This is a genomic window from Streptomyces iranensis (assembly GCF_017874715.1).
GTDB classification, from domain to species: Bacteria; Actinomycetota; Actinomycetes; order Streptomycetales; family Streptomycetaceae; genus Streptomyces; species Streptomyces iranensis.
The window spans coordinates 124,504-148,648 of sequence record NZ_JAGGLR010000031.1 but is presented as its reverse complement, the minus strand read 5'-3'; the positions used below and the strand labels follow the sequence as shown (position 1 = coordinate 148,648).

Below are 24,145 nucleotides of genomic sequence, written 5' to 3'. Positions count from 1 at the left end.
CCGGTACACGGAGCGGTGCGATGACCCGCGACCTGGGCTCCTTGTCCTTCGAGCCGTTGACCCCGACGTCGTATCTGGATCGTGCTGCGGCGGCGCATGGGGATCGGGTCGCGGTGGTGGATGGGCCGTCCCGGTGGACCTATGCGGAGCTGCGTGATCGGTGTCAGCGGTTGGCGGGCGGGTTGGCCTCGTTGGCCGGAGGACGTCCGGTGGCGGTGCTGGCACCGAACACGCATGTGTCGCTGGAGGCGCACTACGGGGTGCCGTGGGCGGGGGTGCCGCTGGTCGCGGTGAACACCCGGTTGTCGGCGGGCGAGGTCGCCTACATCCTGGAGCACTCCAAGGTGTCAGTGCTGGTCCACGACCCGTCGTTCGACGCGTTGGTGGACGAGGCCCTCGCCCGGCTGGACGCCCCACCGCACCGGATCAGGGCGGGGCGGGAATACGAGGATCTGCTGGCCGCGGCGGAGCCGCTGCACCTGACCCCGACCGACGAACGGGCGCTGCTGTCGATCAACTACACCTCGGGGACCACGGGCCGCCCGAAGGGCGTGATGTACCACCACCGGGGCGCGTTCCTCCAGGCCGTGGCGATGGTGGGACACACCGGACTGACGCCGTCGAGCGTGCACCTGTGGACGCTGCCGATGTTCCACTGCAACGGATGGACGTTCCCGTGGGCCGTGACCGCGGCGGCTGGGACGCACGTCTGCCTGCCGAAGGTGAATCCGGCGGAGATCTGGCGACTGCTCCGGGAGGAGGGCGTCACGCACCTCAACGGGGCGCCGACGGTGCTGTCGATGATCGCGTACGCCCAAGAGGCCGCACCACTGGACCGCACGGTGCGGATCGCCACCGGTGGGGCGCCGCCGTCGCCGGCGATCCTGCGGCGGATGGCGGCGCTGGGGTTCGAGGTCACGCACCTGTACGGGCTGACCGAGACGTACGGCCCAGCGATGCTGTGCGACTGGCGCCCGGAGTGGAACGACCGCGACGCCGCGGCACAAGCGCGGCTCAAGGCGCGCCAGGGCGTCGGGAACATGATCTCGTGTGTGCCGCGGGTGATCGCGGACGACGGCACGGACGTCCCCGCGGACGGTGTCACCACGGGGCAGATCGCGTTGCGGGGCAACAACCTCATGCTCGGCTACCTCGACGACCCGGAGGCCACCCTGGCAGCGGTGCCGGACGGATGGTTCCGGACCGGGGACATCGGGATCCTGCACCCCGACGGGTACGTGGAGCTGCGTGACCGCTCGAAGGACGTGATCGTCTCGGGTGGGGAGAACATCGCGTCGGTCGAGGTGGAGCAGGCGATCATGGATCATCCGGCGGTACTGGAGGTGGCGGTGATCGCCGTGCCGGACGAGCGCTGGGGTGAGGTCCCTGCCGCCTATGTGAGCCTGCGGGAAGGCGCTACAGCCACCGAGGCGGAGATCATCGAGCATGTGCGGGGCAGGCTGGCCCGGTTCAAAGCGCCGAAGACGGTCACGTTCACCGAGCTGCCGAAGACCTCCACCGGAAAGATCCAGAAGTTTGTGTTGCGGGACAAGGCATGGGCCGGGAGCGAGAGCCGCATCCGGTGAACGACGTGAACGGACCGGCGGCACGCGAGGTTGCCTCAGAGCGTGTCACACCTCGTGCTTCACGAGGCACGGCGTCCGGTGGTGATCAGAAACGCGAAGAGCTCCTGCCCGCAAGGGGACTTTTGCAGGGTCCAGGCCGTCGCATGAAGGAGGCACCAGATGAAGAAGCGCGTCGGGCCCTCCCCGGGGTCCGTACCGAAGGCGGTGGTCGCGGGGTGGTCTCCCAGGCTTCACAAGGGGCACAGTCCCTGAATGCGTCCGGTCGCCCCAGGTCTCAGCGGCAGGTGGTCGCCGTCATCCTCATGTGGCGAGGGCGCATCGGGTTGTTCAAGCGCAGTGGAACTGTCCAGCATGATGCGGGCTTGTGGCACTGCATCACCGGATATCTGGACGCTGACAGCGACCCGGTACGGCAAGCCATCCAGGAGATCTGGGAGGAGACTCTGCTGCCCGCCCGCGCTCTGGAGCAGCTGACCGCGGGCCTCACGCTGCGTCTCGCCGACCCTCGTGGCGGGCCGGACTGGACCGTGCACACTTTTTTGGCCTGCACGAGTCAACGCCGGCTCACTCTCAACTGGGAGCACAAGGCATACCGGTGGGTATGGCCCTGGAAGCTGTCACAGTTCGACGGGCAGGTCGTATGGCTGACGGATGTCCTGCGAGCAGTCGACTCTCTGCCGTCAGCCAAGGCACGTGACAGGGCCGCGTCTTAAGGCCGGTGCGAACCGGTCCAGCGCCCTGGGCCAGCCGATCAGGTGGCCCGAATTCAAGCAGAATGCTCGATCTAAAAGGCACATCCTGTGCAGTCGCGGAGTCACCCGCCTTCTGGCGGAGCATAACGCGAATTCCCTCAGGCATGGTGCCGAATGCGGAGGTGGTCTGTGATGGTGGCGGAACCAAGGCCGGCCGGCGGCAGCGGCGGTCCTGCCCGGGCGGAGGAGCTTGTTGCGCTGGAGTCGGTCGAACAGCGGGTGCTGTGGCTGTCCACCGCGATCATCGATCACGCCAACCGGGTGCGACCGAACCCTTCGGGACTGAAGGTGGGCGGTCACCAGGCGTCCAGTGCCTCGATGACCTCGATCATGACGGCGCTGTGGTTTCACGCACTGACTGCCGAGGACCGGGTGTCGGTCAAGCCTCATGCCTCACCGGTGTTGCACGCGATCAACTACTTGCTGGGCGAGCTGGACGAGTCCTACCTGACCACGCTGCGCGCCTTCGGTGGCCTGCAGAGCTACCCCAGTCGTTCCAAGGACCCCGACCCGGTCGACTACTCCACCGGTTCGGTCGGTATCGGCGCCACCGCTCCCCTGTGGGGCGCTCTCGCCCGGCGTTACGTGGAGGGGCGCTTCGGCGGTGCCGGGAGGGGGCGCCAGTACTCCCTGCTCGGCGACGCCGAGCTGGACGAAGGCGCGATCTGGGAAGCCATCCAGGATCCGATGGTGCCGGGCCTGGGCGAAGCGGTGTGGGTCGTCGACCTCAACCGGCAGTCCCTCGACCGGGTCATCCCCGGCATCGCCGCGGACAAGCTGCAGGGTATGTTCGCCGCGGCCGGGTGGCAGGTCATCACCCTCAAGTACGGGCATCTCCTGCAGGGGTTGTTCACCCGGCCCGGCGGCGAGGCCCTGCGCGCTCGTATCGATGCCATGGGCAACCCCGAATACCAGCGCCTGCTGCGCTGCTCCGCCGACGAGCTGCGCGAGCGCTTGCCCGGCACCGGCTCGACCGCCGGGCCGATCGCCGACCTCATCGCCCCCCTGGACGACGCCTCGCTCCTGGCGGCGCTGCGCAACCTGGGCGGCCACGACATCGGCGCGCTGTCGGATGCGTTCGCCGGTGTCGACGACACCCGCCCGACCGTGATCTTCGCCTACACGGTCAAGGGCTACGGGCTCCCCACCGAGGGCCACCCGCAAAACCACTCCTCGCTCCTGACGGCCGACCAGATGAGTGCACTGGCCGACCGCCTGGGAACCGATCTCGACGACCCGTGGACGCGTTTCGGTGCGGGTTCGGCGGAAGCGGCCCTGTGCGCGGCGGCCGCCCAGCGGCTGCACCGCCCCGAACAGGCGCCCCAAAAGCCCCCTGCCGTCCCCGCCGACCTAGCGCGCCCGGCCCCTACCGGCATCGGGAACACTCAGCAGGCTCTCGGCCGCGTCCTGCTGGATCTCACCCGGCGGGCGCCGGAGGCGGCCGCCCGGATCGTGACCGTCAGCCCGGACGTCAGCTCCACCACCAACCTCGGCGGCTGGCTCAACAAGGTCGGTGTGTGGTCCCCGGCCGAGCGCCCCAACTGGTTCGCCGACGACGCCGAGACCATCCTGCACTGGCGCGAGCAGCCGACCGGTCAGCACGTGGAGCTGGGCATCGCGGAGACCAACCTGGTCGGTCTCCTCGGCGAGCTGGGCGCCACCTGGAGTCGGTGGGGCCAGCCGCTGCTGCCGATCGGCGTCGTCTACGATCCCTTCGTCAACCGGGCCTTGGAGCCTTGGTCGTTCGGCATCTATGCCGGTGGCCAATCGATCTTGGTCGGCACCCCCTCCGGTGTCACCCTCGCCCCGGAGGGCGGCGCCCACCAGTCGATCACCACCCCCTCGCTGGGCATTGAACAGCCCGGCTGCGTCACCTATGAGCCGGCGTTCGCGATCGACACCGAATGGTGCCTGCTCGCCGCACTCGGCAACTTGGCCAGTCCAGAGGGCACGTCGGCCTATCTGCGGCTGTCGACCCGACCCATCGACCAGTCGACAGCCGCGGTGCCCAGCGACCCGGCCGCTCGCGAACGCCGTCGCCGACATGTGACCGCCGGGGCCTACCGGCTGCGGCAGTACGAGAAGCCCGTGGTGACACTCGCCGCGATGGGCGCTTTGGTCCCGGAGGCCCTGGCCGCCGCCGACCGGCTCGCCGCCCTCGGGCATGGCGCCGACGTTGTGTGCGTGACCAGCCCGGACCTACTCTTCCGCGCACTCCAGGCCCGTCGCGGCCTGTCGGACGACCCGGCCTGGATCCTCGACCAGGTCTTCCCCCTCGACCGGGCCACCCCGCTGGTCACCGTCCTGGACGGGCATCCCCACACCTTGGCTTTCCTGAGCACGATCCAGAACGTTCCCGTCAGCGCCCTCGGCGTGACCCGGTTCGGCCAGTCCGGGGCGATCGAGGACGTCTACCGCTACCACCGCATCGACACGGACAGCATCGTCACCACCGCCCTCGACCTCATCGATTGAGGAAGAACCCGGCAGCCTCCGTGCGCAGGGGCCGGTACAAAAGAGCAAACCGCACTCACCGTCCGCGCCGACCGCGTCTCACACCATCGACGTCGCCCCTCGACAACACCGTGCTGGGTCGCACCAGGAGTTGACCGCGGCAGCCACCATGCACAACCGGTCCGCCGCGCCGTCCCCTCGCCGGGGATTCGCCTCTCATACCCCGTCCGGCGGCACGCCCCTGTCCTGCCGAAAAGACGTACCGCCGGACGGTCCCGGCACAGCCGACCCGTACCACCACCCCATGGGGCAACAGCTCCCCACCCACTCCGTCCGGCGGCACGGCGCGGCACCCGCCCTGACAAGCCGCGCCGTGCCGCCGGACGGTCGCAACCAACCTGTCCGCCCTTCCCACGGCGAGCCGAGCAGACGCACCACCCAGACGATTGGACATGTGATGAAGGCTCTGAGCGGAATCGAACGAAAGTGGTCTGGGGCTCCGGCCATTCCCCGACCAGCCGCACCGTCAGTCAGTCGTTCGTATCTGGCCGTGGGTGGCCGGATCGGCGAGGTCGTCTCCAAGCCGTCGGCAAGCGCCTCCGCCGCTGATGAGTTCCAGCAGCGCGAGGACGAAGGGTTCCTCCGTTGATGCGCATCGTCCTCGTCGGGCCGCCGGGCGCTGGAAAGGGCACTCAGGCCACACGCCTGGCCGGGAAGCTGTCGATCCCGCACATCTCTACGGGCGATCTGTTCCGGGCCAACATCAGCCGGCAGACCAAGCTGGGGAAACTCGCGAAGGTCGCCATGGACGCCGGCAACCTCGTCTCCGACGAGCTCACCATCGCGATGGCGAAGGACCGCATGCAACAGCCGGATGCCGAGAACGGCTTCCTGCTCGACGGTTTCCCGCGCAACGTCTCGCAGGCCGAGGCGCTCGACGAGCTGCTGAAGACCGAGGCCATCAAGCTGGACGCGGTTCTTGACCTCGAAGTCCCCGAGGGAGAGGTCATCAAGCGCATCGCCGGCCGGCGCATCTGCCGCGGCCGGTCGGCACACGTGTTCCACGTGTCGTACAGCCCGCCGAAGAAGCAGGGCGTGTGCGACGTCTGCGGCGGTGAGCTCTACCAGCGCGACGACGACTCCGAGGAGACCGTCCGCAAGCGGCTCGAGATCTACTACACGCAGACCGAGCCGATCATCGAGTACTACAAGACGCAGGGCCTCGCGGTCACGATCTCCTCCCTGGGCCCGGTGGACGAGGTCACGCGGCGGGCGCTGGAAGCCCTCGAGCGCGAGGACGACGGCAAGTAACCGCCAGCACGTCTTCCACCACCACAAATGGCGGCGGGCGTATGACCAGAGCGGAGTGCCCTTTGACGTCCGAGGAGACCTGACCGGCAAGAACGTCGCAAAGCATCCATCGAGGGATGGCTGGGCGCACCAGGCTCCGCCAACGGCACGAGCGCCGACTGACGTGGCTCCTCCCGGTTGAACCGGTGCACGAACCGCTCGTACACCGCACTCAGTTCCCCGGCCCACAACCTGACATCAGCAAGGTCCCCACCCATAACCGGACCAACGACTGAGCTGGCCGGCAGTCACGGCAAGCACCGTTGCAGTACTAGCCGTCGCGCAGAGGTACCATCCACCACCAACATGAAAACGACCCAGACAAGGGAGCTTGTGGTGGACACCTCCGCCAGCAACACTACTCTGAAGTCGCAATACGCGGCGCAGATCACCGCCGATCTGGAACGCAACTCCGCCGAACACGAACGCGTCAGCTCTGAAATCACGGCACTGCAGCAGCAACTGTCGGCGCTGGAAAACAACCGGGCGCTCCTGCTCAGCATGCGGCAGACCCTCGGTGACGAAGCCACCGGTAACGTACCCGAGAACACCGACGTCAGCAGCTTGGAGAATGGCTCGTCCGCTGCACGGAAGACTGCATCGCTGCCAGCAGCACGCAAGCCGAAGAAGAACACCAGCACGACCACCGGCAAACGGAAGAGGGCAGAGTCGGCCAGCAACCGCCCCAAGCACGCGCGGAAAGCGGGTGCACCCACGCTCCGGGACCTCATCCGTGACGACCTCGCCCAGCACGGCGAACCACGCTCGGCAATCGAGGTCACCGCCGCCCTCACTCAGGCTATTTCAGACCGGGAGATCAAAGCCACTGTCGTGCGCAGCACTCTGGAGTCACTCGTCGCCAAGGGCGAAGCTCACCGCACCAAGCAGAAGCGATCCGTCTTCTACTCCACTGCCGCCCCAAACACGGCCGCCGGTACAGCGGAGCCCAGCGAAGCAACCCCTTCCTGAGAGGGATTGCACAGAACATCCGGCGTTGCGCCACGCCGTCCGAGAACCCGCGAGCAGCACTACTGAGCTTGTTGGCGTGATGTCGTCAAGGTGAGACCGGTATCGGCGAGGCATCCTTCGATGAGGTTGCTGCGGTATTGGATCTGGCGGAGGCCATGCCGGGGGGTGCGCATCAGGTGGTCTGGGTCGGTGAAGGCGGTGTTGGCCTGGCTGCTGCGTCGCAGCAGTGACCAGAGGCCCTCGACGGGGTTGAGGTCGGGTACGTAGGCCGGCAGGAGGTAGCAGGTGATCCAGTCGTGAGCATCGATGAACGCTCTCAACCGGGCGTCCTTGTGGACGTTCAGGTTGTCCCGGATGAGGACAATCAGTGCGCCGAGTTGCTGATGGGCGGCGATGAGCAGGTCGCGGTAATCGGTCCAGGTGAAACTGCGTCTGCCTGTCCCGCTCGGAAATACGATTCTGGGTCTGGCCTGCAACTTCTCCGCGCAGGGGGCGGCCTGCACGGCACCTGGGATGATCTGCCGATGCCACTTTCAATCGTCACCGCGCTGGTCCGGAACCTGATCAAGGTGCCCGCTGCCGTGCTGCGCTGCCGCGTGGCGAAGGAGGCGGAGGTCTTGGGCGTTGCGGCACGAGAACGCGGTGTTGCGCCGCCAGATCGCCCGAGTCCGCTACGAGCCCGCCGACCGAATCTGGCTCGCCGTCCTTTCCCGGCTGGTCCCGCGTGAACACTGGCGTCACGTGTTCTCTGTCACCCCCACCACGCTGCTGGCCTGGCACCGGCAACTCATTGCGCGCAAGTGGACGTTCCCCCAGCACCGCCGCCCCGGCAGGCCGTCCACCACGCCCACTGTCAAACAGCTCATCCTGCGCCTGGCCAAAGAGAACAGTGCATGGGGCCACCGCCGTATACAGGGCGAACTTGCATGCCTCGGCTACCAGATCGACCCGTCCACGGTCTGGGAGATCTGCATGCGGCCGGCATCGATCCCGCTCCGCAGCGCTCCGGCCCGACCTGGCGTGAATTCCTCACCGCCCAGGCCCATGGCATCCTCGCCGCCGACTTCCTCCACATCGACACCATCTCCCTCAAGCGCCTGTACGCCCTGGTCTTCATCGAACACGGCACCCGGCGTGTTCACCTCGCCGGCGTCACCGCGCACCCCACCGCCCCATGGACCCTCCAACAGGCCAGGAACCTCACCATGACGCTGGGGCGCCGGATGGACTCCCTGCACTTCCTCCTCCGGGACCGGGACAGCAAGTACACCAACGCCTTCGTCGCCGTCTTCCAGGCCGACGACATGGAGATCCTGCTCAGCCCGCCCCGGGCACGGAAGGCGAACGCAGTCTGCGAGCGAGCCGTGGGCACCCTACGCCGCGAAGTCCTCGCCCGGATCCTGATCTACAACGAAGCCCATGCCGTGAAGGTGCTGACCGAGTACATCCGGCACTACAACCAGCACCGCCCCCACCACTCCCGGCAGCAACTCCCCCCGGACAGTGCCGAACCACCCGCCCTGGCCCACGTCAACGACCTCACACCCCATCGAATCGAACGACGGCCCGTTCTCGGTGGCCTGATCAACGAGTACCGCCAGGCTGCCTGAACGGCATCGCCGCAGTACACAGCATCGAATCGTATTCTCGAGCGGCACAGGGACCACAGTCGTTGCCGGAGCAAGCCAGGCCGACCGCCGATAGCGGAATCTGTGAAGAAGTTGGTGCTGCGGCTGGCGCGGGAGAACCCGCGCTGGGGCTGCCGCAGAATCCACGGCGAGCTCGCCCGGCTGGGCCACGGGATCGGCGCCTCCACGGTGTGGAAGATCTTGACTGCAGCCGGTGTCGATCCGGCTCCCCGCCGCATGGGGACGACATGGCGCGAGTTCCTTATGGCTCAGGCCAGCTCCATCATCGCCTGCGACTTCCTGCACATCGGCCCGGCGGACCTTCGCCGGGTCTACGCGCTGGTCTTCCTCCAGCACGGTACACGCCGCCTCCACGTCGCCGGGGTGACCGCACATCCGACCGCTCAGTGGACGGCCCAGCAGGCCCGCAACCTTGCCCTCGCCGAGGGCATGCGCCTGGAGTCACTGCGCTTCCTGATCCGTGACCAGGACAGCAAATACACCAAATCCTCCGACGCAGTCTTCGAAGCCGAGGGCATCGAAACCCTGAGGACCGCCCCGCGGTCCCCGCGGATGAACGCGCACTGCGAGAGAATGATCGGGACACTGCGGTGTGAACTCCTCAATCCAACCCGCTCATGCCAGACCAACGAACCACCGAATGGAAAGCCACGAGTTAAAGATCTGCACGCCCTAAGCAGGGTCTTATGTGAGCAGGGGGATGAAGATCGTGTCAACGATCTCCTGGATGGCGTGCGCGGACATTGGCGCCAGGTCCATGAGCACTTCGTGTCGGAGCAGGTCAAAGGGCAACCGTGTGATTCGCGGAGTCAGCTTCGAACCATCGATCTCTCCTCGCTCGACGGCGCGCTGCGCGACGGACTCGATCAGCTCCCACCTCTCATCGATCAGGGACGCACGCAGCTCGGCGGGTGTTGTTCCCATCTCTTCGAAGTAGGCGGCCAACTGTGCGGTCATGGCGACAGCGAACACAGTGAACGCCCCGTTGAGCTGTTCGAGCAGCCCGATCGTGTCATCGCGCAGCGATCCGGTGTCGGGATCGGTGAGCGGGAACTTGTCGCTGGCATGGCCGATGGCATCACGGACCAGCATGGCCTTGGTCGCCCAGTGACGGTTGACGACCGGGCGACTGGTGCCGGCACCGTCCGCTACCGCGGCGAAGGTGAGGCCCGCGTAGCCGCGTTCCATCAGCTCTTCCCAGGCGGCGTCAAGTAGGGCGGCCTGCAGTTCTGCGCCGCGCCGACGGCGGCGGGGGGGCGGGCTCCGGGCTTGCAAGATGCATGACTGCATCTTGTTGTGGATTTGGGCGGGCAGCAAACGGGCTGGCGCATTCCGTGTGCGCAGCTGGACCGTCGCCGCATCTGCATTGCCCGCCTCCTGCCATGAAAGACTTCCCAGGAGCGTAGATGTCACCCCGTAGCCAGTTCCGCGTGATGCGACCAGGCGGTTGCCTCGTCGTAGCGGGTGCCAGTTTCGAGGCATCCGTGGAGTATGCCCACGAGCCGGTTGGCGAGCTGGCGCAGGGCGGCGTTGTGGCCGACTCCGCGGGCGCGTTGCCGCTGGTGGTAGGCGTGGGCGTTGGGCGAGACGCGCAGGGTGCTTAATGCCTGGGTGAGCAGGGCGTCGATGAGCCGGTCGTTGTGGACGTAGCGGGCCAGGGCGACGTCCACTCTCCGGGCCGAACGGCAGGGGCACGGTCCTTCATCAGGACTCAACAGTCCAGGCACGAGTAGTGCTCACCTGCCGCTGGCTACCACCTGGAGTCTGCCGGATGGCCGACTCCCCAAACTGATCAGGAAACACACGTGAACACCCACACCGAAGCACAGCAGACCACCCTCGTGACCGTCGATGTGCACACCATGGGCCGCACCTTCGACGAGACCGAAGTCGACCGGTGGGAGCTCAAGGCAGCACGCCGGGCCTTGATGAACCTGAAGAACGTGGCAGGCGGCCAGGTGATGATGGACCTGCTCGCCGAGCAGATCGACGCCGGCGACCGCTACCACAAGGAGCTCGTCGCGGCCTCGGGAGGCACTTTCCGTGAGTCGCGCACCGAGTTCACCGTCCGCGGGCTCAGCGGCACCGACCTGGCCAGCTGGTTCGCCGCGCAAGCCGGCACCGGCCGCTTCCAGGACAAGTCACTGCTCGTCAACGCCCACCCCGAGCACTACGTCGAACCGCCCACCTACACGGGCGGCATGGTGGAGACGATCGGCGGCCACCTCACCCGGTTCAAGGTCTCGGTAGCGCGCGAACTGCCCGCCGCTGTCAGTGCATTCCTCGACGCGTCCTACCCGGTGACGCTGATAAACGCCCTGCTCAGCCTGGACGACGCTACTCCCTTCGCGTACTGCCTGCACCAGGCGCGGGACACCGAGACCGGCGCGAACGTGGTGGTGCGCGTCGTCTATCCGTCGGCCGCCCCGGACTCGATGATCGAGGGTCACTGCGAGCATCTGGCGATCGAATTCCGCAGCTGGATCCGTAACGCGGCCGCCGCGGCGCGCTGACCCGACGAAGGCCACTCATGGATTTCAAGGGAAAGAACGCACTGGTCACCGGCGCCGGTGCCATCGGTGGGCTGGGGTACGCGGTGGCGCGGATCCTCGCCTCCGGCGGTGCTGATGTCACGGTCACCGGACGCGACCCGCGGCGCGGTGCCCAGGTGGTTGAGAATCTCGGCGGGCGACTCCGCTTCCTGTCGGCTGATCTGAGCAAGGTCGACACGTGCGGCGGCTCGCCGACGCGGTCGGCCCCGTCAATATTCTTATCAACAACGCCGCGGTCCTGCTCGGCGCGACCAAGGCGGCGCTGGAGTCCCTGACCCGTGCCTGGGCCGCCCAGTTCGCCCAGGCGAACGTCCGCGTCAACGCCGTCTCGCCGGGTCCGATGCGCTCGTCGAAGGCGGTCGAGTCACTCGGCCAAGATGTCGGCGGATACGGCGACACGGTGCCGCTGGTCCGGGTGGCCGACCCGACCGAAGTCGCCGAGGTGGTCGCCTTCCTGACCAGTGACCGGGCCAGCTTCACAACCGGGGCGATCGTCGCCGCCGACGGCGGCCGTTCCGCAGTCTGACCCGGCTCAGTGCAGCCTCAGTGCATCAGGCGCTGTTGTTTCGCCAGTGGTCCAGCCTGGTGACGCTCTTCCTGCACACGGGGCCGGAGCCTGAAGAGGAGCAGTGGGAGCGTTTGGCGGCCCGTGGCATCGAGGTTGTGCAGGGAGAGGTGACCGGCCTGGAGGTCGTGGACGACAGGCTCCGAGGCGTCCGGCTCTCCTCGAAGCTGGTGGCCCCGGTGCATTCTCTGGCGGTGGCCCCGCAGTTTCTCGCGCAGGGCGAAGTCCTGGCCGGCCTCGGCATAGGCCCGGCGCCGCACCCAATGGGCGTCGGCACCTATGTGCCATCCGATGCCGGCGGCGCAACGGATGTCCCCGGCGTCTGGGTGGCCGGCAATGTTGCCGATGTGTTGGCCGGGCTCGTCCAGGCGCAGGCCGGCGGTGCGACGGCCGCGGCGGCCATCAACGCCGACCTCGTCAACGCCGACACTGACGAGGCCCTTGTACGCCGGCGCGCTGCCCCGCGTGAGGACTTCAGTGCCGCAATCGAGGCGCAGGTCACCGAGCATGTGCTGGGCGAACGGCGGCATGGCCTCGACTCCCTGCTGCCCGGTACGGGGTGACCGCGATGCGGTCAGGTTGGGCGGGCCCTGAGGTGGGCCCGCTCGCCCTGCTTGCCGAAGATGACCAACAGCTCCACCGGCTGATCGTCGTCGGCGCCTAGCCAGTGCGGCACATGGGTGTCGAATTCCGCCACTTCACCTGGTGTGAGGAGCAGGGAGCGCTCGCCGAGGAGCAGGCGCAGCCGGCCGTCCAGCACGTAGATCCACTCGTAGCCCTCGTGGATGTTCGGCTCAGGCTCGCCACCGCTGGGGCTGATGACGAGTTTGTGGGCGTGCAGCCCGCCGGGGCGGCGGCTCAGTGGCACATAGGTCATGCCGTCGCGGGTGACGGGCCGCAGATGCACGCGCGGATCGCCTGTCTCGGGCGCCCCGACCAGCTCGTCCAGGGGGACCTGGTAGACGTGGGCCAGGGGGAGCAGGAGCTCCAGATTCGCTTTGCGGCCGCCGCTCTCCAACCGGGAGAGCGTGCTTTCGGAGATCCCTGTGGTCTGGGAGAGGGCGGCCAGCGTGATACCGCGCTGCAGGCGCAGCGCCCGCAGTCTCGGTCCGATCGCCGTCAGGACCCGATCGATATTCGTCATGACATCCACCTTGCCAAAAGAGCATGAGAGTTTGCATCTTCGGCACGACTTGTTTCAGCCTCCTGGCCATGCAACGGCGCCCGCCGCCTCGTCGCCCCATCTTCGGTTCCGGCTCAGGAGAGATTTCAATGACCAGCCCCGCCCACCGCGCCCATAGGGCGCCCGACCCCACCACGCCGGACCCCCATCGGTGGATGACGCTCATCGTGGCATCCGTGGCGACCCTGATGGTCGTCCTCGACGTGTCCATCGTGAACATCGCTCTGCCCCAGGCCCAGAGCGACCTCGGCATGAGTGACGCCAGCCGCCAGTGGATGATCACCGCTTACGCACTGGCCTCCGGCGGCCTGCTCCTGCTCGGCGGCCGCATCGCCGACTTCGCCGGCCGCAAGAAGATCCTCCTCATCGGCCTGCTCGGCTTCGCCGCCGCCTCCATGCTCGGCGGCCTCGCTCTCAACCCGAACATGCTGTTCGCAGCCCGCGCCCTGCAGGGAACTTTCGCCGCCCTCCTCGCCCCGGCCGCCCTCTCCCTGATCACCGTGGCCTTCACCGACCCCAAGGAACGCGCGAAGGCTTTCGGCGCCTTCGGCGCGTTCCAGGGCGGGGGCGGTGCCGTCGGGCTGCTGCTGGGCGGTGTGCTGACGCAATACGCGGGCTGGCGCTGGTGCATGTACATCAACGTCCCCATCGCCCTGGCTGCAGCCCTCGCCACCCTCCCCTACATCCGTGAAAGCCGCGCCGCGGGTGACCGTCACTACGACGTCCCCGGAGCCGTGCTGGTGACCGGCGGACTCGTCGCCCTCGTCTACGGCTTCGCCCAGGCCGCCGACGGCGTTGGCTGGACCGCCCCGGCAACACTGCTGCTCCTGGCCGCCGCCGTGGTTCTTCTGACTGCGTTCGTCGTGGTCGAGCACCGCAGCGCCCACCCGCTCCTCCCGCTGCGCGTGATCCTCGACCGCTCCCGTGCCGGCGTGTTCCTGGCCAACCTCCTCATCGGTGCCGGCATGTTCGGCATGAACCTCTTCATGACCTACTTCCTGCAGGTCAACCTCCACTACACACCCCTGCGGGCCGGATGCGCCTTCCTGCCCTTCAGCGTCGGCATCATCGCCACCACCACCCTCGGTGCCCCGCTGGTCACCCGCCTCGGCCCCAAGACCCTGATGGCGGCAGGAAGCACGCTGGCCACGGTGGGACTGTTCTGGCTCACCCGACTCGATACCGCGTCCGGCTACGCGGGCGAAGTCCTCCCGACCCAGATCCTCGTCAGTGTCGGCGTCGGCCTGTTCTTCCTGGCCGGCCCCAACGTGGCCCTGTCCGGCGTTGATCCACACGACGCCGGTGTCGCCAGCGCTGCCCTGAGCACCAGCCAGCAGATCGGCGCTGCCCTGGGCCCCGCCCTGCTCAACACCCTCTACGCCTCCGCCGTCACCGGCTACCTCACCTCCCGCAGCGAAAGCCCCGGGCAGGCCCCCCAGGCCGTGCAGTTGGAGACCTACCTCCACGGCTACCGCATCGCGTTCATCGTGGCGGGCGCTTTCCTGGCCGCCGCCGTTGTCGCACTACTCGCCCTGGTGAAGACGCCCAAGAGCACGGCCGGCGACGCGGCCGCACCCGCCCCGGGCCACTGAGCTCACCCGAGCCCCGGCCCCAATCCGCCCCGAAGTTATCCGAAGGAGAGGCACACGCGATGGACGAGTGCATCCGCGAAATCCATGCCGCCAACGATGCTGCCAGCTTCTGGGAGCAGCTCTACCGCGGCAAGGGCAGCGTCTGGAAGGACACCGCGAATCCTCTGCTCGCCGAGACGGCCCGGCACCTCACACCCGGCCACGCCCTCGACCTGGGCTGCGGCGAAGGCGGAGACACCCTCTGGCTCGCCACCCACGAATGGCACGTCACCGCAGTCGATATCGCCCCCACCGCCCTGCAGCGCACCAGCCGGCTCGCCGCCCGAAACGGCCTCGAGAGCAGTGTGCGCACCGAACAGCACGACCTGGCAGAGACCTTCCCCTCCGGCACTTTCGACCTCATCTCGGCCCAGTACCTGCAGACCCCCTACGCCTTCCCGCGTGCCAGCGTCCTGCGCCGCGCCGCACACGCGCTCACTCCCGGCGGGATCCTCCTGATCGTCGACCACGGCTCGGTACGCCCCTGGGCCTGGAACACCGATCCCGACACCCGCTTCCCCAGCCCGGAAGACATCTACGACGAACTCGCCCTCGACACGGCGCGGTGGACACCCCAGCGCCTGGCCACCCCGCAGCGGGTGGCCACCGGCCCCGGTGGTCAGACCGCGACCGTCACCGACACGGTCGTTGCCGTACGCCGCCTCGCCTGACCTTCCGCACCCCACGCACACTGCACAACCCCGCTTCAGGAGTTACCTTCATGACTGACCTCTTCGCGCCCGTCACGGTGGGCAAGTGGACGCTGAACAACCGCATCGTCATGGCCCCCATGACCCGCAACCGGGCCACCCCCGACGGTGTCCCCACCAGCCTCATGACGACCTACTACACTCAGCGGGCCACCGCCGGGCTGATCGTCACCGAGGGGGTGCAGCCCAGCGCGGTCGGACAGGGCTACATGAACTCGCCCGGCCTGCACACCAGCGAACAGATCGAAGCCTGGCGTACCGTCGCCGCCGGCGTGCACCAGGCAGGCGGCCGAATCGTGGCCCAGCTCATGCACGCCGGACGCATCTCCCACCCCGACAACAAGCACCGGGCCGAAACCATCGCCCCCAGCGCCATCGCCGCACCGGGCGAGATGTTCACCCCGGCCGGCCCGCAGCCCCACCCCACCCCGCGCGCCCTGGCCACCGAGGACATTCCTGCCGTCATCGACGAATTCACCCGCGCCGCCACTGCCGCCATTGCCGCCGGCCTGGACGGCATCGAACTGCACAGCGCCAATGGCTACCTCCTGCACCAATTCCTCGCTCCCTCCACCAACCAGCGCACCGACCACTACGGCGGTTCCCCCCAGGCCCGTGCCCGCTTCGTCATCGACGTGGCACAGGCCGTCAGCGACGCCATCGGCAGCGAACGCGTCGGCATCCGCATCTCCCCCGCCATCAACCTCCACGGCGCGCTGGAGACCGACCCCCACCTCACCGCGGCCACGTACCGCACCCTCGTCGACGCGCTGTCCGGGATGGGCCTGGCCTACCTGCACGCCATCGGCGACCCCGCCTCCCCGCTGCTCACCGACCTCGCAGAGCGCTTCGGCGGCTCCCACATCGTCAGCAACGGCTGGGACCCCGTCACCGACGTCACCGCCGCACAGGAACTGGTCACCACCGGACAGGCCGACCTTGTCGCGGTCGGGCGTGCCTTCATCGCCAACCCCGACCTGGTACAGCGCTGGCGGACCGGAGCCCCGCTCAACCAGCCCGACAGCACCACCTTCTACGGCGGTGACCACCGTGGCTACACCGACTACCCGCATTTGGCGTAGGGTGCCGACCTCTGATCCGCCTGGGATGCGGGCAACCGCTCACGCATCCTGCATCGCCGAACATCCGGCGGTGCAGGAAAACGCACTGCAGCTGTTCCTCCGCGTCGCCTATCAGGCACTGTTCGACCGCTTCCCGAGCCTCATCCTCGGGATGAACGAACGCGACATCCCATGGGAGTACGACGTGGCCTTCATCCGACCGGCCGGCCTGCCGGTGGCATGGGACGGCAAGCCCAATACCAGTGTCGGCTGACACCCCTGCGCTCGCCGGGCCGCTCGGGTGGTCGTCTGGGGCGCGTAGGTCGAGGCTGCGGTGGGCCCGTCCGGTGTTGTAGTGCTCGGCGTACGTGGTGAGGACGGCACGGAGGTGTCGTTCGCCGGTGATGAGGATTCGGTCGGTGCATTCGGCGCGGGCTGTGCGTATCCATCGTTCGGCGGACGCGTTTGACCAGGGGGCTCTGCGGCGTCGGGATGACGGCTATGCCGTTGCCGGCGAAGACGGCGTCGAATGCGGCGGTGAACTTGCTGGCCCGGTCACGGATGAGGAACCGACGACACCCAGGCCGCCCGGACGATGCTGACCCGGCTGCGGCGCACACACCCGGAGATCACGATCGTATGGGCCGACCGTGCCTACGCCGGCACCCTGGTACGCCGGTGGGTGAGGGCGGCTGGACGACAATGCGCGGCGCCCGAGCCATCCAATCAGCATGTAATCGCGACTCGATGCGTGCGCCCAGCGACCGTCCACCCGGGCGCCCGTCTGTGGCGTAGCAATACGCAAAAGGAGCGGCCCGCCAGCGTTCCGCCGGGCCGCTCCCGCCGTCCTACCAGCCCAGGGTCAGCGCCAGGCGGAGCACGCCCTCCCGTGGGTGGACCCGTGCTCAGTACAAGCCCTGATCCATACAGGATGGCTGAAGTGGAACTCGCCGGTGACAAAGTGCACCGACGTACCCGCGCCCCTGCGGGCGCAGTAGTTGAGCGCGCTGCTCGTGCTCTTGAGGACCTGACCACAGCCGCTGTGGCGGTCTCCCTTGGTGTCGTAGACCTGGCCAGCCGCCTTGGCCGTGCTGCCCTTCCAGCAGATGCTCGCGCTGATGCGCGCACCGGTGACCGAGGCGGTGGCTTCGCGACAACTCCACCCCTGTGTCGCAGTGCTGCTCGCGGAGGCCGCCGTTGGGACAGACGCCGCCTGAACGGGCGTGGCGTCCAGCATTGACATGCCCGCCAGCGCCGCGGTAGCCGCCAGTGCGGCTATATGCCTGTGAAGCTTCATTTCCCCGTTTCCTATCAGTTTCGATGAACCAGTTCCTTTAAGCCCTGATTGCGTCGACCATGATGCCGCTCGCCACGGAGGGGAGTCAGGGGCCGCGACTGTAAAAAATTCCCCATATCATCCTTTTGGCTTTAAGTAGCCGCTATCTGGTTGATTAGGGGCCAATATTGCGAGCGTCCGCTGCGCGGGGAATCTGCGGGTGGCATCGCCTCGTTCGAGGCTGCTATGGATCAGCGCCGCCGTGCCCACACTCGCCGCGATGACCGACTCGGCCAGCCCGGCCATTACCGCACTCTCTTCGGCGGGCGGATGCCGGACGATCTTGTCCCCGGATCAGCGCACGGCGCCGGGGCCGAACTGCTCGAGGCCGTCGTGACCTCCCTGGCGGCCGCCGCCGAGGGAGAGCGCAGGCAGCCCTCGGCGGAGCAGCAGTGGCAGGCCGGCCTCATGCTCTGGACCGCGCTGCACGGCCTGGTCAGCCTCTACAACGACCACGGGAACATTCCCTGGCCACCCCTGGACGACCTGATCGCCGACCTGCTCAGCCTGCACACAGCCCGCCCGGCGGCCGAGATCGCGGCCCTCCTGCCCCAGTGCGGGGATGACCCGGGCTTGGCCCCGGACTCCATCTGACAGCTGATCACGCGCCGGGGAGGGTGCGATGCCCGTGTCCGCCTCCTCTCCCGTCGGCGCCGCCGCTCCGGCCGTCGCGCCGAAGGTCGGCGCGGCGGTTGCGAGCAGGACAAGTAGAGGGCGGCAGAGCATGGTGCGGCTGTCGGCTGACTCCGATGCCCAGCCGAAGCAGCAGAACAAGGAGTCGCACCGGCGGGGTCTGGCGCTCCTGTTCGGCGAGCATCCCACGGCTGCCGAGCGGCTCGCCCGCCACGCCGTCTTCTCCGGACCAGACCCCCCGCCCGAGCTGGGCGACCTTGCCGACGAGGCGCTGCGGTCAGATGCGCAGCACACGTCTGGCGTTCAGATGGGCAACCTTCTCCTTCACCTGGGATGGAAGGTCAGCCTTCTCGATCGAGGCCACCGCGTCGGCCGTAACCTCGTACGGGTAGTCGACCGCGAACATGACCGCGTCGGCCCCGATGGTCAGCACGGCGGCTTGTACGGCCTCCGGGGCCAGTACCCCGCTCGTGGTGATCAGGATGTTGCTCCCGAAGTACTGCGACGGCATCCGCTGGAGCGGTTCGTCGACCCGGAGCGAGCGGTAGCGCGAGTCGATGCGGGAGCGTTGGAACGGCAGGAACTCGCCGAGGTGCCCGAGGATTAGGGTTGCGGCGGGGTGCCGGTCGAACACTCCGGCATAGATCAGCCGCATGGCGTGGCCGCCGGTTTCGGCCTGCCAGCTCCAGCTGGCCCCGTACATCTCGGGCCGTCCGCGCATCACGCGCCAGTCGTCGCAGGGCAGCGAGCCGGGGTGCAGATACAACGGCACACGGAGCTCTTCCAACGCGCTCCACAGTTCCTCATATGCGGGATCGTCCAGGTATCGGCCCTGCGTGTGGTCGTTGACCAAGGCACCTTTGAATCCGAGCTGCTCGACGCAGCGTTGGAGTTCGGTCACGGCGGCGGCAGGGTCCTGCAGGGGCAGGGCGGCGAACCCCCTGAAGCGGGTGGGGTGGCGGGCGATGGTCTGGGCGAGGAAGTCGTTGGCAAACTGGGCGTTGTCGACGGCGGCGCCGGCGTCGGTGTCGGCTTGGATGCCGGGGACGCTCAGCGACAGGATCTGAATGTCGATGCCGTGTGCGTCCATGTCGGGAAGACGGTGCTCCTCAAAGTCACCCAGGCGTCGTCCCCAGTCCTTGACGTACTGGTCGCTGACCTGGATCTTCTGGGGCGACGAGGGTTGGCGCGAGAACAACTCCGGGATGATGAAAGCTTCTTCCAACGCGATGTAGGTCATGGCAGGGCTCCTTCGTCGTGCCTTGTGGTGGTGTGGCGGTGATCGGAGGCGGTAGGCAGGTCTCGGACAGACTGGCCCCGCCATCAGGAACGATGCTGCTGGCCTCGGCGTCGGGCAGCCCGGGGCAGCGTTCAATGCTCTAGGGTCTGCCGTTCGCTGATCGGGACGGAGCGGAACCGAGAGCGGTGCCACGTCGCGTATGGTGAGCGGCGCCGATCCGTGCGTACCAGTCGATGAGTTCTGGTCTGTCGACGCTGCCGGGGTCGACCACGGTGTCCTGAGCGTCTCCGCGCAGCAGACGTTTCACGGGGACTTCGAGTTTCTTGCCGGTGCGGGTGTGCGGGATACCGGGGGCTTGGATGATCTCGTCGGGTACGTGGCGGGGGGAGGCTCCGTGGCGTATGGCGTTGCGGATCTTCTCGCGCAGCACGTCGTCGACGTCGGTGCCGTTGGTGGTGGTGACGAACAACGGCATCCAGTAGTCGCCGCCGTCCTGCTCGATCCCGACGACGAGAGCTTCTGCGATCTCCTTGAGCTCCTCCACCGGGCCGTATATGTCGCTGCTGCCCATGCGTATGCCGTGGCGGTTCAGGGTCGCGTCGGACCGGCCATGCATGATCACCGAGCCCTGATCGGTGATGGTGATCCAGTCGCCGTGCCGCCACACTCCCGGGTATACGTCGAAGTAGGCGTTGCGGTGGCGGGAGCCATCCGGATCGTCCCAGAAGAAGAGCGGCATCGACGGCGTTGGCCGGAGTACTACCAGTTCCCCCACCTCGCCCCGCACCGGCTTCCCGTCCGGGCCGAAGGCTTCCACGGACACGCCCAGGCAGGGGGCGGACAGCTCCCCGGCCCAGACCGGAGTGGTGGGGGTGGCACCGATGAACGCGGTGACCACGTCGGTGCCGCCGCTGGTACACACCACCTGTGCCCGGGGCCCGAGCTCGCCGGCGACCCAGTGCTGCAGGTCGCCGGGGAACGTCGAGCCGGTGACGCCCAGGCGCTCGAGCGAGGCCGGATAGTGGTCGGTGATCCGCACGCCGGCCTTGCGACACGCCGCCAGGTAGCCGGGGCTGGTACCCAGGACCTTCACCTCCAGGCCGGCCGCGAGCTGCCAGAGCACATCGGTATCGGGATACGTCGGGCTGCCCTCGTAACACACGGCTGTGGCACCCAGCAGCAGACCAGCGACCAAGACGTTCCACATCATCCAGCTCGGCGTGGTGTGCCACAGCAGGCGGTCCCCGGCGCGCAGGCCAAGCTGCAGGCCCAGGTTTTTGAGCTGCTCGAGCACGACCCCGCCGTGCCCGTGCACGATGCCCTTCGGCCGTCCGGTCGTGCCCGAGGAGAACACGACCCACAGCGGATGGTCGAACGGGACGGGGCGGGGTGCGAAGTCGGCGTCGTGCTCGGTGAGCGTGGACCACCCAAGGGCGTCGGGCACCCGTGTCGCGTCCCCTACAACGATGGTCGCCGCCAGGGTCGGCAGTGCGTCGCGCAGGGCTTGTACGTCGGGGCAGCGGTCGATGTGCTTCCCGCCGTGGAGGCAGCCGGTCCCGGCGATCAGCACGGTCGGCTGGAGTTGTGTGAACCGTGCTTCGGCCGCGGCCGCGGTGTAGTCCTGCCCGCACACCGCCCAGGTCGCGCCCAGGCTGGCGGTGGCGAGGAAGGCTGTGATGGCCTGTACCCCGTTGGGGAGGTATCCCACCACCCGGTCACCCATGCGCACGCCAAGTCCGGTGAGTGCCTGCGCGAGTGAGGCGACCTGGCGGCGCAGTTGGTGCCAGGTGATGGCCACCGGGCCGGTGTCCTCGGTCACCGTGATGACGGCGGTGTCGGTGCCGGTCCGGTCGCGGAACACCTCGGCCGTGTAGTTCAGCGTGCTGCCGGGGAACCACACGCTTCCCGGCATGGCCTCGGTCGCCAGCGCGGGTCTCGCTGGGCGCTCGGGCAGACGGCAGTAGTCCCACACCGCGGCCCAGAAGCCGCTCACGTCATCAACCGACCACGCCCACAGCTTGTGGTAGTCACCGCTCAGGTCACGTCCTGCGTGCTGTGAGGCGAACCGTGTGAAGTCGGTGATCCGGGCGTTTTCGACAGCCTGTGTCGTCGGGGTCCAGTCCGGTGGCTTCGTGCTCATGAGGTGTCCCCCGCCTTCGGTACTTCGAGCAGTGCGACCGTCGTGTGCACTGCCTTTGTGGCCATGGCCTCGCCCAGGGGGAGGCCATGGGTGTCGGCGAGGGTGACGAAGAGCCGGTTCCCGCCGTCGCTGCAGCATGCGATCGGCAGCAGCGTCCCGGTGCCGATCGAGGTGACCAGCTCGTTCTCCCGCACCAGGGCGACGGCGTGTCCGGTCGTGGTGGCCACCCAGACTCCGTCTTGTGTCGACCAGATTCCGTCCGGCCGGACGTCGTCGCCGATCAGGTGGGCGAGGTCGGCGTAGGTGCGACGGTCCGTGAGGGCGCCGTCGTCCGCGACGGTGAAGGCGGTCAGTCGTTGCCGGGTGGTCTCGGCGACAACCAGGGTGCGGCCGTCGCCTGCGAAGGCCAGCCCGTTGGGGAACTCAACGTCTTCGGCGGCCACGTGTACCGCTCCGTCTGCAGCAACGCGCAGCAGCCGACCCGGTCGCAATGGCTCACCGGCGTGCGCGGCGAAGCCGACGTCATCCACGTAAAGGTTGCCGTGCGGGTCGCCGACCATGTCGCCGAGCGGACCGGTGGCCACCGCGCTCAGGTCCGCGTAGGTGTCGAATTGCTCACCGGTCCACACGCCGATACGCCGTTGATGCATCATGGCCCCGACCAGCCGCCCGTCCGGCAGGAACCAAAGGCCGTTGGGGATGGCATCCAGCGGGATGCCGCGCCAGGGGCCGTCGTGGTCGGTCCACAGCTTTCCGCCCTGGGTGTCGGACAGCCACAGTGCACCGCGCTGCCAGCGGGGGCCCTCCCCCCACGTCATTCCGGCCGCGTACTCCTTCACACGCCCACCTCCTGTACCGATGCCGTCCGCGCCAGGTCGCGGGTGGCCCGCTCCAGTTCCGCCGTGTCGGCGACGAGCGCGAAGGTGTAGCGATCCGGACGGATGATTGCCGCTGCCGCCGCATGTTCGGCCAGCCAGCGGTCGTTGACCGGCCCCGTCTCCGGGACGGCCATTACGCCGAGTTGGCGCCATAGCTGCTGCACATCCGCGGACACGGCGGAGGTGACCTCCGGCTTCCCCACGATGGTGAAGCCGTATCCGCTCACATCGTCCAGCTTCTCCCCGTTCGAGCCGCGTGGCTGCGGGCTCAGTTGCCCGATGGCTCCGCCGGGCTGGACAACCACGCCTGGCCCTAGCAGCGGCCGGTACCTCTCGATCGTCTGCGTTCCGTTCAGCTCCGGGAACGCGCCCATTCCGAGGGCTTCGATGAGGTTGGACTGCCGAGCGGATTCCTCAATGTAAGGGCGCACGTGCGCAGCCCGCTCGCTTTCGTAGGTGTCGAGCAGGGCTTGGGGACTTTCGCCCTTGACCACGGCGGCGAGCTTCCACGCCACGTTCGCGGCATCGCGCAGCCCGGAGCACATGCCCTGGCCGAGCATGGGAGGCATTTCGTGCGCGGCGTCGCCGGCGAGCAGCAGGCGGTCGGACCGCCAGCCGTGCACGAGCCGGGCGTGCCATTCGTAGGTGTCAGTACGCATGATGCGGTAGCTGCCCGGTTCCAGCCAGCGGCTCAGCAGGTCGTACACCGACTGCGGTCGTTCGAGCTCTGCCGCGTCGTCCTCGTCGAGCAGCATGAACTCGAAGCGGAGCATGGGCGGGAAGATCGGGACGTAGGTCACGGGCCGCTTCCCCTCGCACCAGATGAATCCGCTGTCCGCCGGGAGCTGTGCAGGGTGTTCGAAGGGGTGGATGTCGACGATGAGGGAACGCTGAGTGCCGTGGAGGTCCTCGACTTCGGCGTTCATCGCCTGCCGGACGAAGGAGTTGGCGCCGTCGGAGCCGACGGCGTAGCCGGCCGTGAGAGTGGTTTCGGCTCCGGTCGACCGGTCGAGCAGCGTGAGCCGCACCGCTTTGTCGTCCTGCTCGATCGCGGTGGCCGTCCAGCCGAACCAGAGGTCCGCGTTCGCGTCGGCCGCCAGCAGACCCCGCAGCCGCGACTCGAAGTCGGGCTGGTGGAACTGGTAGTCGGTGCGCCAGCCCTGGTCAGACTCCTCCTCGGGCAGCGTCTGCTGGAGGAAGGCCTGCCCGTCCTCCCGGTGGAGTGTCCAGGCGGCTTGGCGCAGGAACTGGTGTTCCATGTCCTGCGCGCCGAGGGTCTGCAGAAGGCGCATGGTCTCGTCGTCGAGATGCGTGGCGCGCGGATGCTGGCAGACGAGCCGGTTGGGGTCGATGGCGGCGACCCGGAGCCCCTTCATGGCCAACAGTCGCGCGAGAGCCAGTCCGACCGGGCCGCAGCTGACGACGGCGATGTCGTAGGTGTCCATGATGCGCTCTT

22 protein-coding genes and 5 pseudogenes are annotated in these 24,145 nt (G+C 68.0%); 17 read left to right on the top strand and 10 right to left on the bottom strand.

The genetic code is table 11. The features are described from left to right. Positions 1-20: 20 nt before the first annotated feature. The 4 genes from J2Z30_RS42690 (at position 21) to J2Z30_RS42675 (ending at position 6,103) form a co-directional block, all read left to right on the top strand. Complete coding sequence (locus J2Z30_RS42690) at positions 21-1,586, top strand: acyl--CoA ligase family protein (RefSeq protein WP_044580295.1); 1,566 nt, start codon at positions 21-23, stop codon at positions 1,584-1,586. Further along, positions 1,556-2,299 (top strand): NUDIX domain-containing protein, encoded by a 744-nt coding sequence (locus J2Z30_RS42685; protein ID WP_078957180.1) that lies wholly within the window; start codon positions 1,556-1,558, stop codon positions 2,297-2,299. The genes J2Z30_RS42690 and J2Z30_RS42685 overlap by 31 nt, the downstream gene beginning before the upstream one ends. A 171-nt stretch (positions 2,300-2,470) precedes the next feature. Further along, positions 2,471-4,813 (top strand): thiamine pyrophosphate-binding protein, encoded by a 2,343-nt coding sequence (locus J2Z30_RS42680; protein ID WP_044580292.1) that lies wholly within the window; start codon positions 2,471-2,473, stop codon positions 4,811-4,813. A 627-nt stretch (positions 4,814-5,440) separates the two neighbouring features. After that, positions 5,441-6,103 (top strand): adenylate kinase, encoded by a 663-nt coding sequence (locus tag J2Z30_RS42675; protein WP_044580291.1) that lies wholly within the window; start codon positions 5,441-5,443, stop codon positions 6,101-6,103. Between the two features lie 122 nt (positions 6,104-6,225). Here J2Z30_RS42675 and J2Z30_RS51950 read toward each other — a convergent pair. Continuing rightward, positions 6,226-6,360, bottom strand: a pseudogene (locus tag J2Z30_RS51950) (IS701 family transposase); the annotation flags it as partial. Between the two features lie 118 nt (positions 6,361-6,478). On the opposite strand from J2Z30_RS51950, the gene J2Z30_RS42670 reads away from it, so the two are divergent. Further along, positions 6,479-7,111, top strand: coding sequence for a hypothetical protein (locus tag J2Z30_RS42670; protein ID WP_308280245.1), 633 nt, complete (start codon positions 6,479-6,481; stop codon positions 7,109-7,111). A 59-nt stretch (positions 7,112-7,170) separates the two neighbouring features. On the opposite strand, the pseudogene J2Z30_RS42665 reads toward J2Z30_RS42670, so the two are convergent. Then, a pseudogene (locus J2Z30_RS42665) lies at positions 7,171-7,548 on the bottom strand (transposase); the annotation flags it as partial. An 87-nt stretch (positions 7,549-7,635) separates the two neighbouring features. Between J2Z30_RS42665 and J2Z30_RS42660 the strand changes: the two are divergent. Both J2Z30_RS42660 and J2Z30_RS42655 read left to right on the top strand, forming a co-directional pair. Beyond that, positions 7,636-8,721: pseudogene (locus J2Z30_RS42660) on the top strand (integrase core domain-containing protein). Between the two features lie 57 nt (positions 8,722-8,778). After that, a pseudogene (locus J2Z30_RS42655) lies at positions 8,779-9,366 on the top strand (helix-turn-helix domain-containing protein); the annotation flags it as partial. Positions 9,367-9,444: 78 nt separating this feature from the next. On the opposite strand, the gene J2Z30_RS42650 reads toward J2Z30_RS42655, so the two are convergent. Next, entirely contained in the window at positions 9,445-9,948 is a 504-nt protein-coding gene (locus tag J2Z30_RS42650; RefSeq protein ID WP_245389065.1) for a TetR/AcrR family transcriptional regulator, read from the bottom strand. A 221-nt stretch (positions 9,949-10,169) separates the two neighbouring features. Then, positions 10,170-10,430, bottom strand: a complete 261-nt coding sequence (locus J2Z30_RS42645; RefSeq protein ID WP_209469068.1) for a hypothetical protein — start codon at positions 10,428-10,430, stop codon at positions 10,170-10,172. Between the two features lie 135 nt (positions 10,431-10,565). On the opposite strand from J2Z30_RS42645, the gene J2Z30_RS42640 reads away from it, so the two are divergent. The 4 genes from J2Z30_RS42640 to J2Z30_RS42630 are packed head-to-tail and all read left to right on the top strand — an operon-like array spanning position 10,566 to position 12,440. Then, positions 10,566-11,273, top strand: coding sequence for a hypothetical protein (locus J2Z30_RS42640; protein WP_044580289.1), 708 nt, complete (start codon positions 10,566-10,568; stop codon positions 11,271-11,273). A 17-nt stretch (positions 11,274-11,290) separates the two neighbouring features. Continuing rightward, complete coding sequence (locus J2Z30_RS51520) at positions 11,291-11,587, top strand: SDR family NAD(P)-dependent oxidoreductase (RefSeq protein WP_308280244.1); 297 nt, start codon at positions 11,291-11,293, stop codon at positions 11,585-11,587. Further along, entirely contained in the window at positions 11,491-11,838 is a 348-nt protein-coding gene (locus J2Z30_RS51515) for an SDR family oxidoreductase (RefSeq protein ID WP_052701888.1), read from the top strand. Before J2Z30_RS51520 ends, J2Z30_RS51515 begins: the two co-directional genes overlap by 97 nt. Before the next feature lie 20 nt (positions 11,839-11,858). Next, a complete protein-coding gene (locus J2Z30_RS42630) occupies positions 11,859-12,440 on the top strand; it encodes an NAD(P)/FAD-dependent oxidoreductase (protein ID WP_052701882.1) in 582 nt (193 codons plus the stop codon). Positions 12,441-12,451: 11 nt separating this feature from the next. On the opposite strand, the gene J2Z30_RS42625 is transcribed toward J2Z30_RS42630, so the two are convergent. Then, positions 12,452-13,021, bottom strand: coding sequence for a helix-turn-helix domain-containing protein (locus J2Z30_RS42625; RefSeq protein WP_044580288.1), 570 nt, complete (start codon positions 13,019-13,021; stop codon positions 12,452-12,454). Positions 13,022-13,149: 128 nt separating this feature from the next. Here J2Z30_RS42625 and J2Z30_RS42620 point away from each other — a divergent pair, with 128 nt between their 5' ends. The 4 genes from J2Z30_RS42620 to J2Z30_RS51510 all read left to right on the top strand — a co-directional run bounded on the left by J2Z30_RS42620 (position 13,150) and on the right by J2Z30_RS51510 (position 16,736). Next, positions 13,150-14,652, top strand: a complete 1,503-nt coding sequence (locus J2Z30_RS42620; protein WP_044580287.1) for an MFS transporter — start codon at positions 13,150-13,152, stop codon at positions 14,650-14,652. 59 nt (positions 14,653-14,711) lie between these two features. Then, positions 14,712-15,362, top strand: coding sequence for an SAM-dependent methyltransferase (locus tag J2Z30_RS42615; protein ID WP_044580286.1), 651 nt, complete (start codon positions 14,712-14,714; stop codon positions 15,360-15,362). Positions 15,363-15,412: 50 nt separating this feature from the next. Next, positions 15,413-16,483 carry an alkene reductase gene (locus tag J2Z30_RS42610; protein ID WP_044580285.1) on the top strand — a complete coding sequence of 357 codons (1,071 nt, stop codon included), beginning with the start codon at positions 15,413-15,415 and terminating at the stop codon, positions 16,481-16,483. Positions 16,484-16,553: 70 nt separating this feature from the next. Further along, a complete protein-coding gene (locus J2Z30_RS51510) occupies positions 16,554-16,736 on the top strand; it encodes a hypothetical protein (RefSeq protein ID WP_209469075.1) in 183 nt (60 codons plus the stop codon). Between the two features lie 96 nt (positions 16,737-16,832). Here the strand turns inward: J2Z30_RS51510 and J2Z30_RS51945 are convergent. Next, positions 16,833-16,907: pseudogene (locus J2Z30_RS51945) on the bottom strand (integrase core domain-containing protein); the annotation flags it as partial. A 150-nt stretch (positions 16,908-17,057) separates the two neighbouring features. Between J2Z30_RS51945 and J2Z30_RS51940 the strand changes: the two are divergent. Next, positions 17,058-17,702, top strand: coding sequence for a hypothetical protein (locus J2Z30_RS51940; RefSeq protein ID WP_372453398.1), 645 nt, complete (start codon positions 17,058-17,060; stop codon positions 17,700-17,702). Between the two features lie 282 nt (positions 17,703-17,984). Continuing rightward, positions 17,985-18,392: a TetR-like C-terminal domain-containing protein gene (locus J2Z30_RS42595; RefSeq protein ID WP_281062816.1), complete on the top strand. Its 408-nt coding sequence runs from the start codon at positions 17,985-17,987 to the stop codon at positions 18,390-18,392. Between the two features lie 316 nt (positions 18,393-18,708). Here J2Z30_RS42595 and J2Z30_RS42590 read toward each other — a convergent pair whose 3' ends face one another. From J2Z30_RS42590 to J2Z30_RS42575, 4 genes are read right to left on the bottom strand one after another with little or no spacing between them, the layout of a single operon-like run. Then, the gene (locus tag J2Z30_RS42590) at positions 18,709-19,755 is read right to left on the bottom strand and encodes an amidohydrolase family protein (RefSeq protein WP_345660521.1); all 1,047 of its coding nucleotides are present in this window, start codon (positions 19,753-19,755) and stop codon (positions 18,709-18,711) included. Between the two features lie 55 nt (positions 19,756-19,810). Beyond that, complete coding sequence (locus J2Z30_RS42585; RefSeq protein ID WP_044580281.1) at positions 19,811-21,811, bottom strand: acetoacetate--CoA ligase; 2,001 nt, start codon at positions 21,809-21,811, stop codon at positions 19,811-19,813. Continuing rightward, entirely contained in the window at positions 21,808-22,650 is an 843-nt protein-coding gene (locus tag J2Z30_RS42580) for an SMP-30/gluconolactonase/LRE family protein (RefSeq protein ID WP_052701881.1), read from the bottom strand. The genes J2Z30_RS42585 and J2Z30_RS42580 overlap by 4 nt, the downstream gene beginning before the upstream one ends. Next, entirely contained in the window at positions 22,647-24,134 is a 1,488-nt protein-coding gene (locus J2Z30_RS42575) for a bifunctional 3-(3-hydroxy-phenyl)propionate/3-hydroxycinnamic acid hydroxylase (protein ID WP_209469067.1), read from the bottom strand. The genes J2Z30_RS42580 and J2Z30_RS42575 overlap by 4 nt, the downstream gene beginning before the upstream one ends. Positions 24,135-24,145: the final 11 nt, after the last annotated feature.

Bases quoted from the DNA above. Each gene is read 5' to 3' on its own strand.
- J2Z30_RS42620 (WP_044580287.1), top strand. From the start codon at position 13,150: ATGACCAGCCCCGCCCACCGCGCCCATAGGGCGCCCGACCCCACCACG.
- J2Z30_RS42625 (WP_044580288.1), bottom strand. From the start codon at position 13,021: ATGACGAATATCGATCGGGTCCTGACGGCGATCGGACCGAGACTGCGG.
- J2Z30_RS42585 (WP_044580281.1), bottom strand. From the start codon at position 21,811: ATGAGCACGAAGCCACCGGACTGGACCCCGACGACACAGGCTGTCGAA.
- J2Z30_RS42595 (WP_281062816.1), top strand. From the start codon at position 17,985: ATGGATCAGCGCCGCCGTGCCCACACTCGCCGCGATGACCGACTCGGC.
- J2Z30_RS42575 (WP_209469067.1), bottom strand. From the start codon at position 24,134: ATGGACACCTACGACATCGCCGTCGTCAGCTGCGGCCCGGTCGGACTG.
- J2Z30_RS42650 (WP_245389065.1), bottom strand. From the start codon at position 9,948: ATGGAACGCGGCTACGCGGGCCTCACCTTCGCCGCGGTAGCGGACGGT.
- J2Z30_RS42690 (WP_044580295.1), top strand. From the start codon at position 21: ATGACCCGCGACCTGGGCTCCTTGTCCTTCGAGCCGTTGACCCCGACG.
- J2Z30_RS42685 (WP_078957180.1), top strand. From the start codon at position 1,556: ATGGGCCGGGAGCGAGAGCCGCATCCGGTGAACGACGTGAACGGACCG.
- J2Z30_RS42680 (WP_044580292.1), top strand. From the start codon at position 2,471: ATGGTGGCGGAACCAAGGCCGGCCGGCGGCAGCGGCGGTCCTGCCCGG.
- J2Z30_RS42675 (WP_044580291.1), top strand. From the start codon at position 5,441: ATGCGCATCGTCCTCGTCGGGCCGCCGGGCGCTGGAAAGGGCACTCAG.
- J2Z30_RS42615 (WP_044580286.1), top strand. From the start codon at position 14,712: ATGGACGAGTGCATCCGCGAAATCCATGCCGCCAACGATGCTGCCAGC.
- J2Z30_RS42590 (WP_345660521.1), bottom strand. From the start codon at position 19,755: ATGGCGGGGCCAGTCTGTCCGAGACCTGCCTACCGCCTCCGATCACCG.
- J2Z30_RS42610 (WP_044580285.1), top strand. From the start codon at position 15,413: ATGACTGACCTCTTCGCGCCCGTCACGGTGGGCAAGTGGACGCTGAAC.
- J2Z30_RS51940 (WP_372453398.1), top strand. From the start codon at position 17,058: ATGCTGACCCGGCTGCGGCGCACACACCCGGAGATCACGATCGTATGG.
- J2Z30_RS51520 (WP_308280244.1), top strand. From the start codon at position 11,291: ATGGATTTCAAGGGAAAGAACGCACTGGTCACCGGCGCCGGTGCCATC.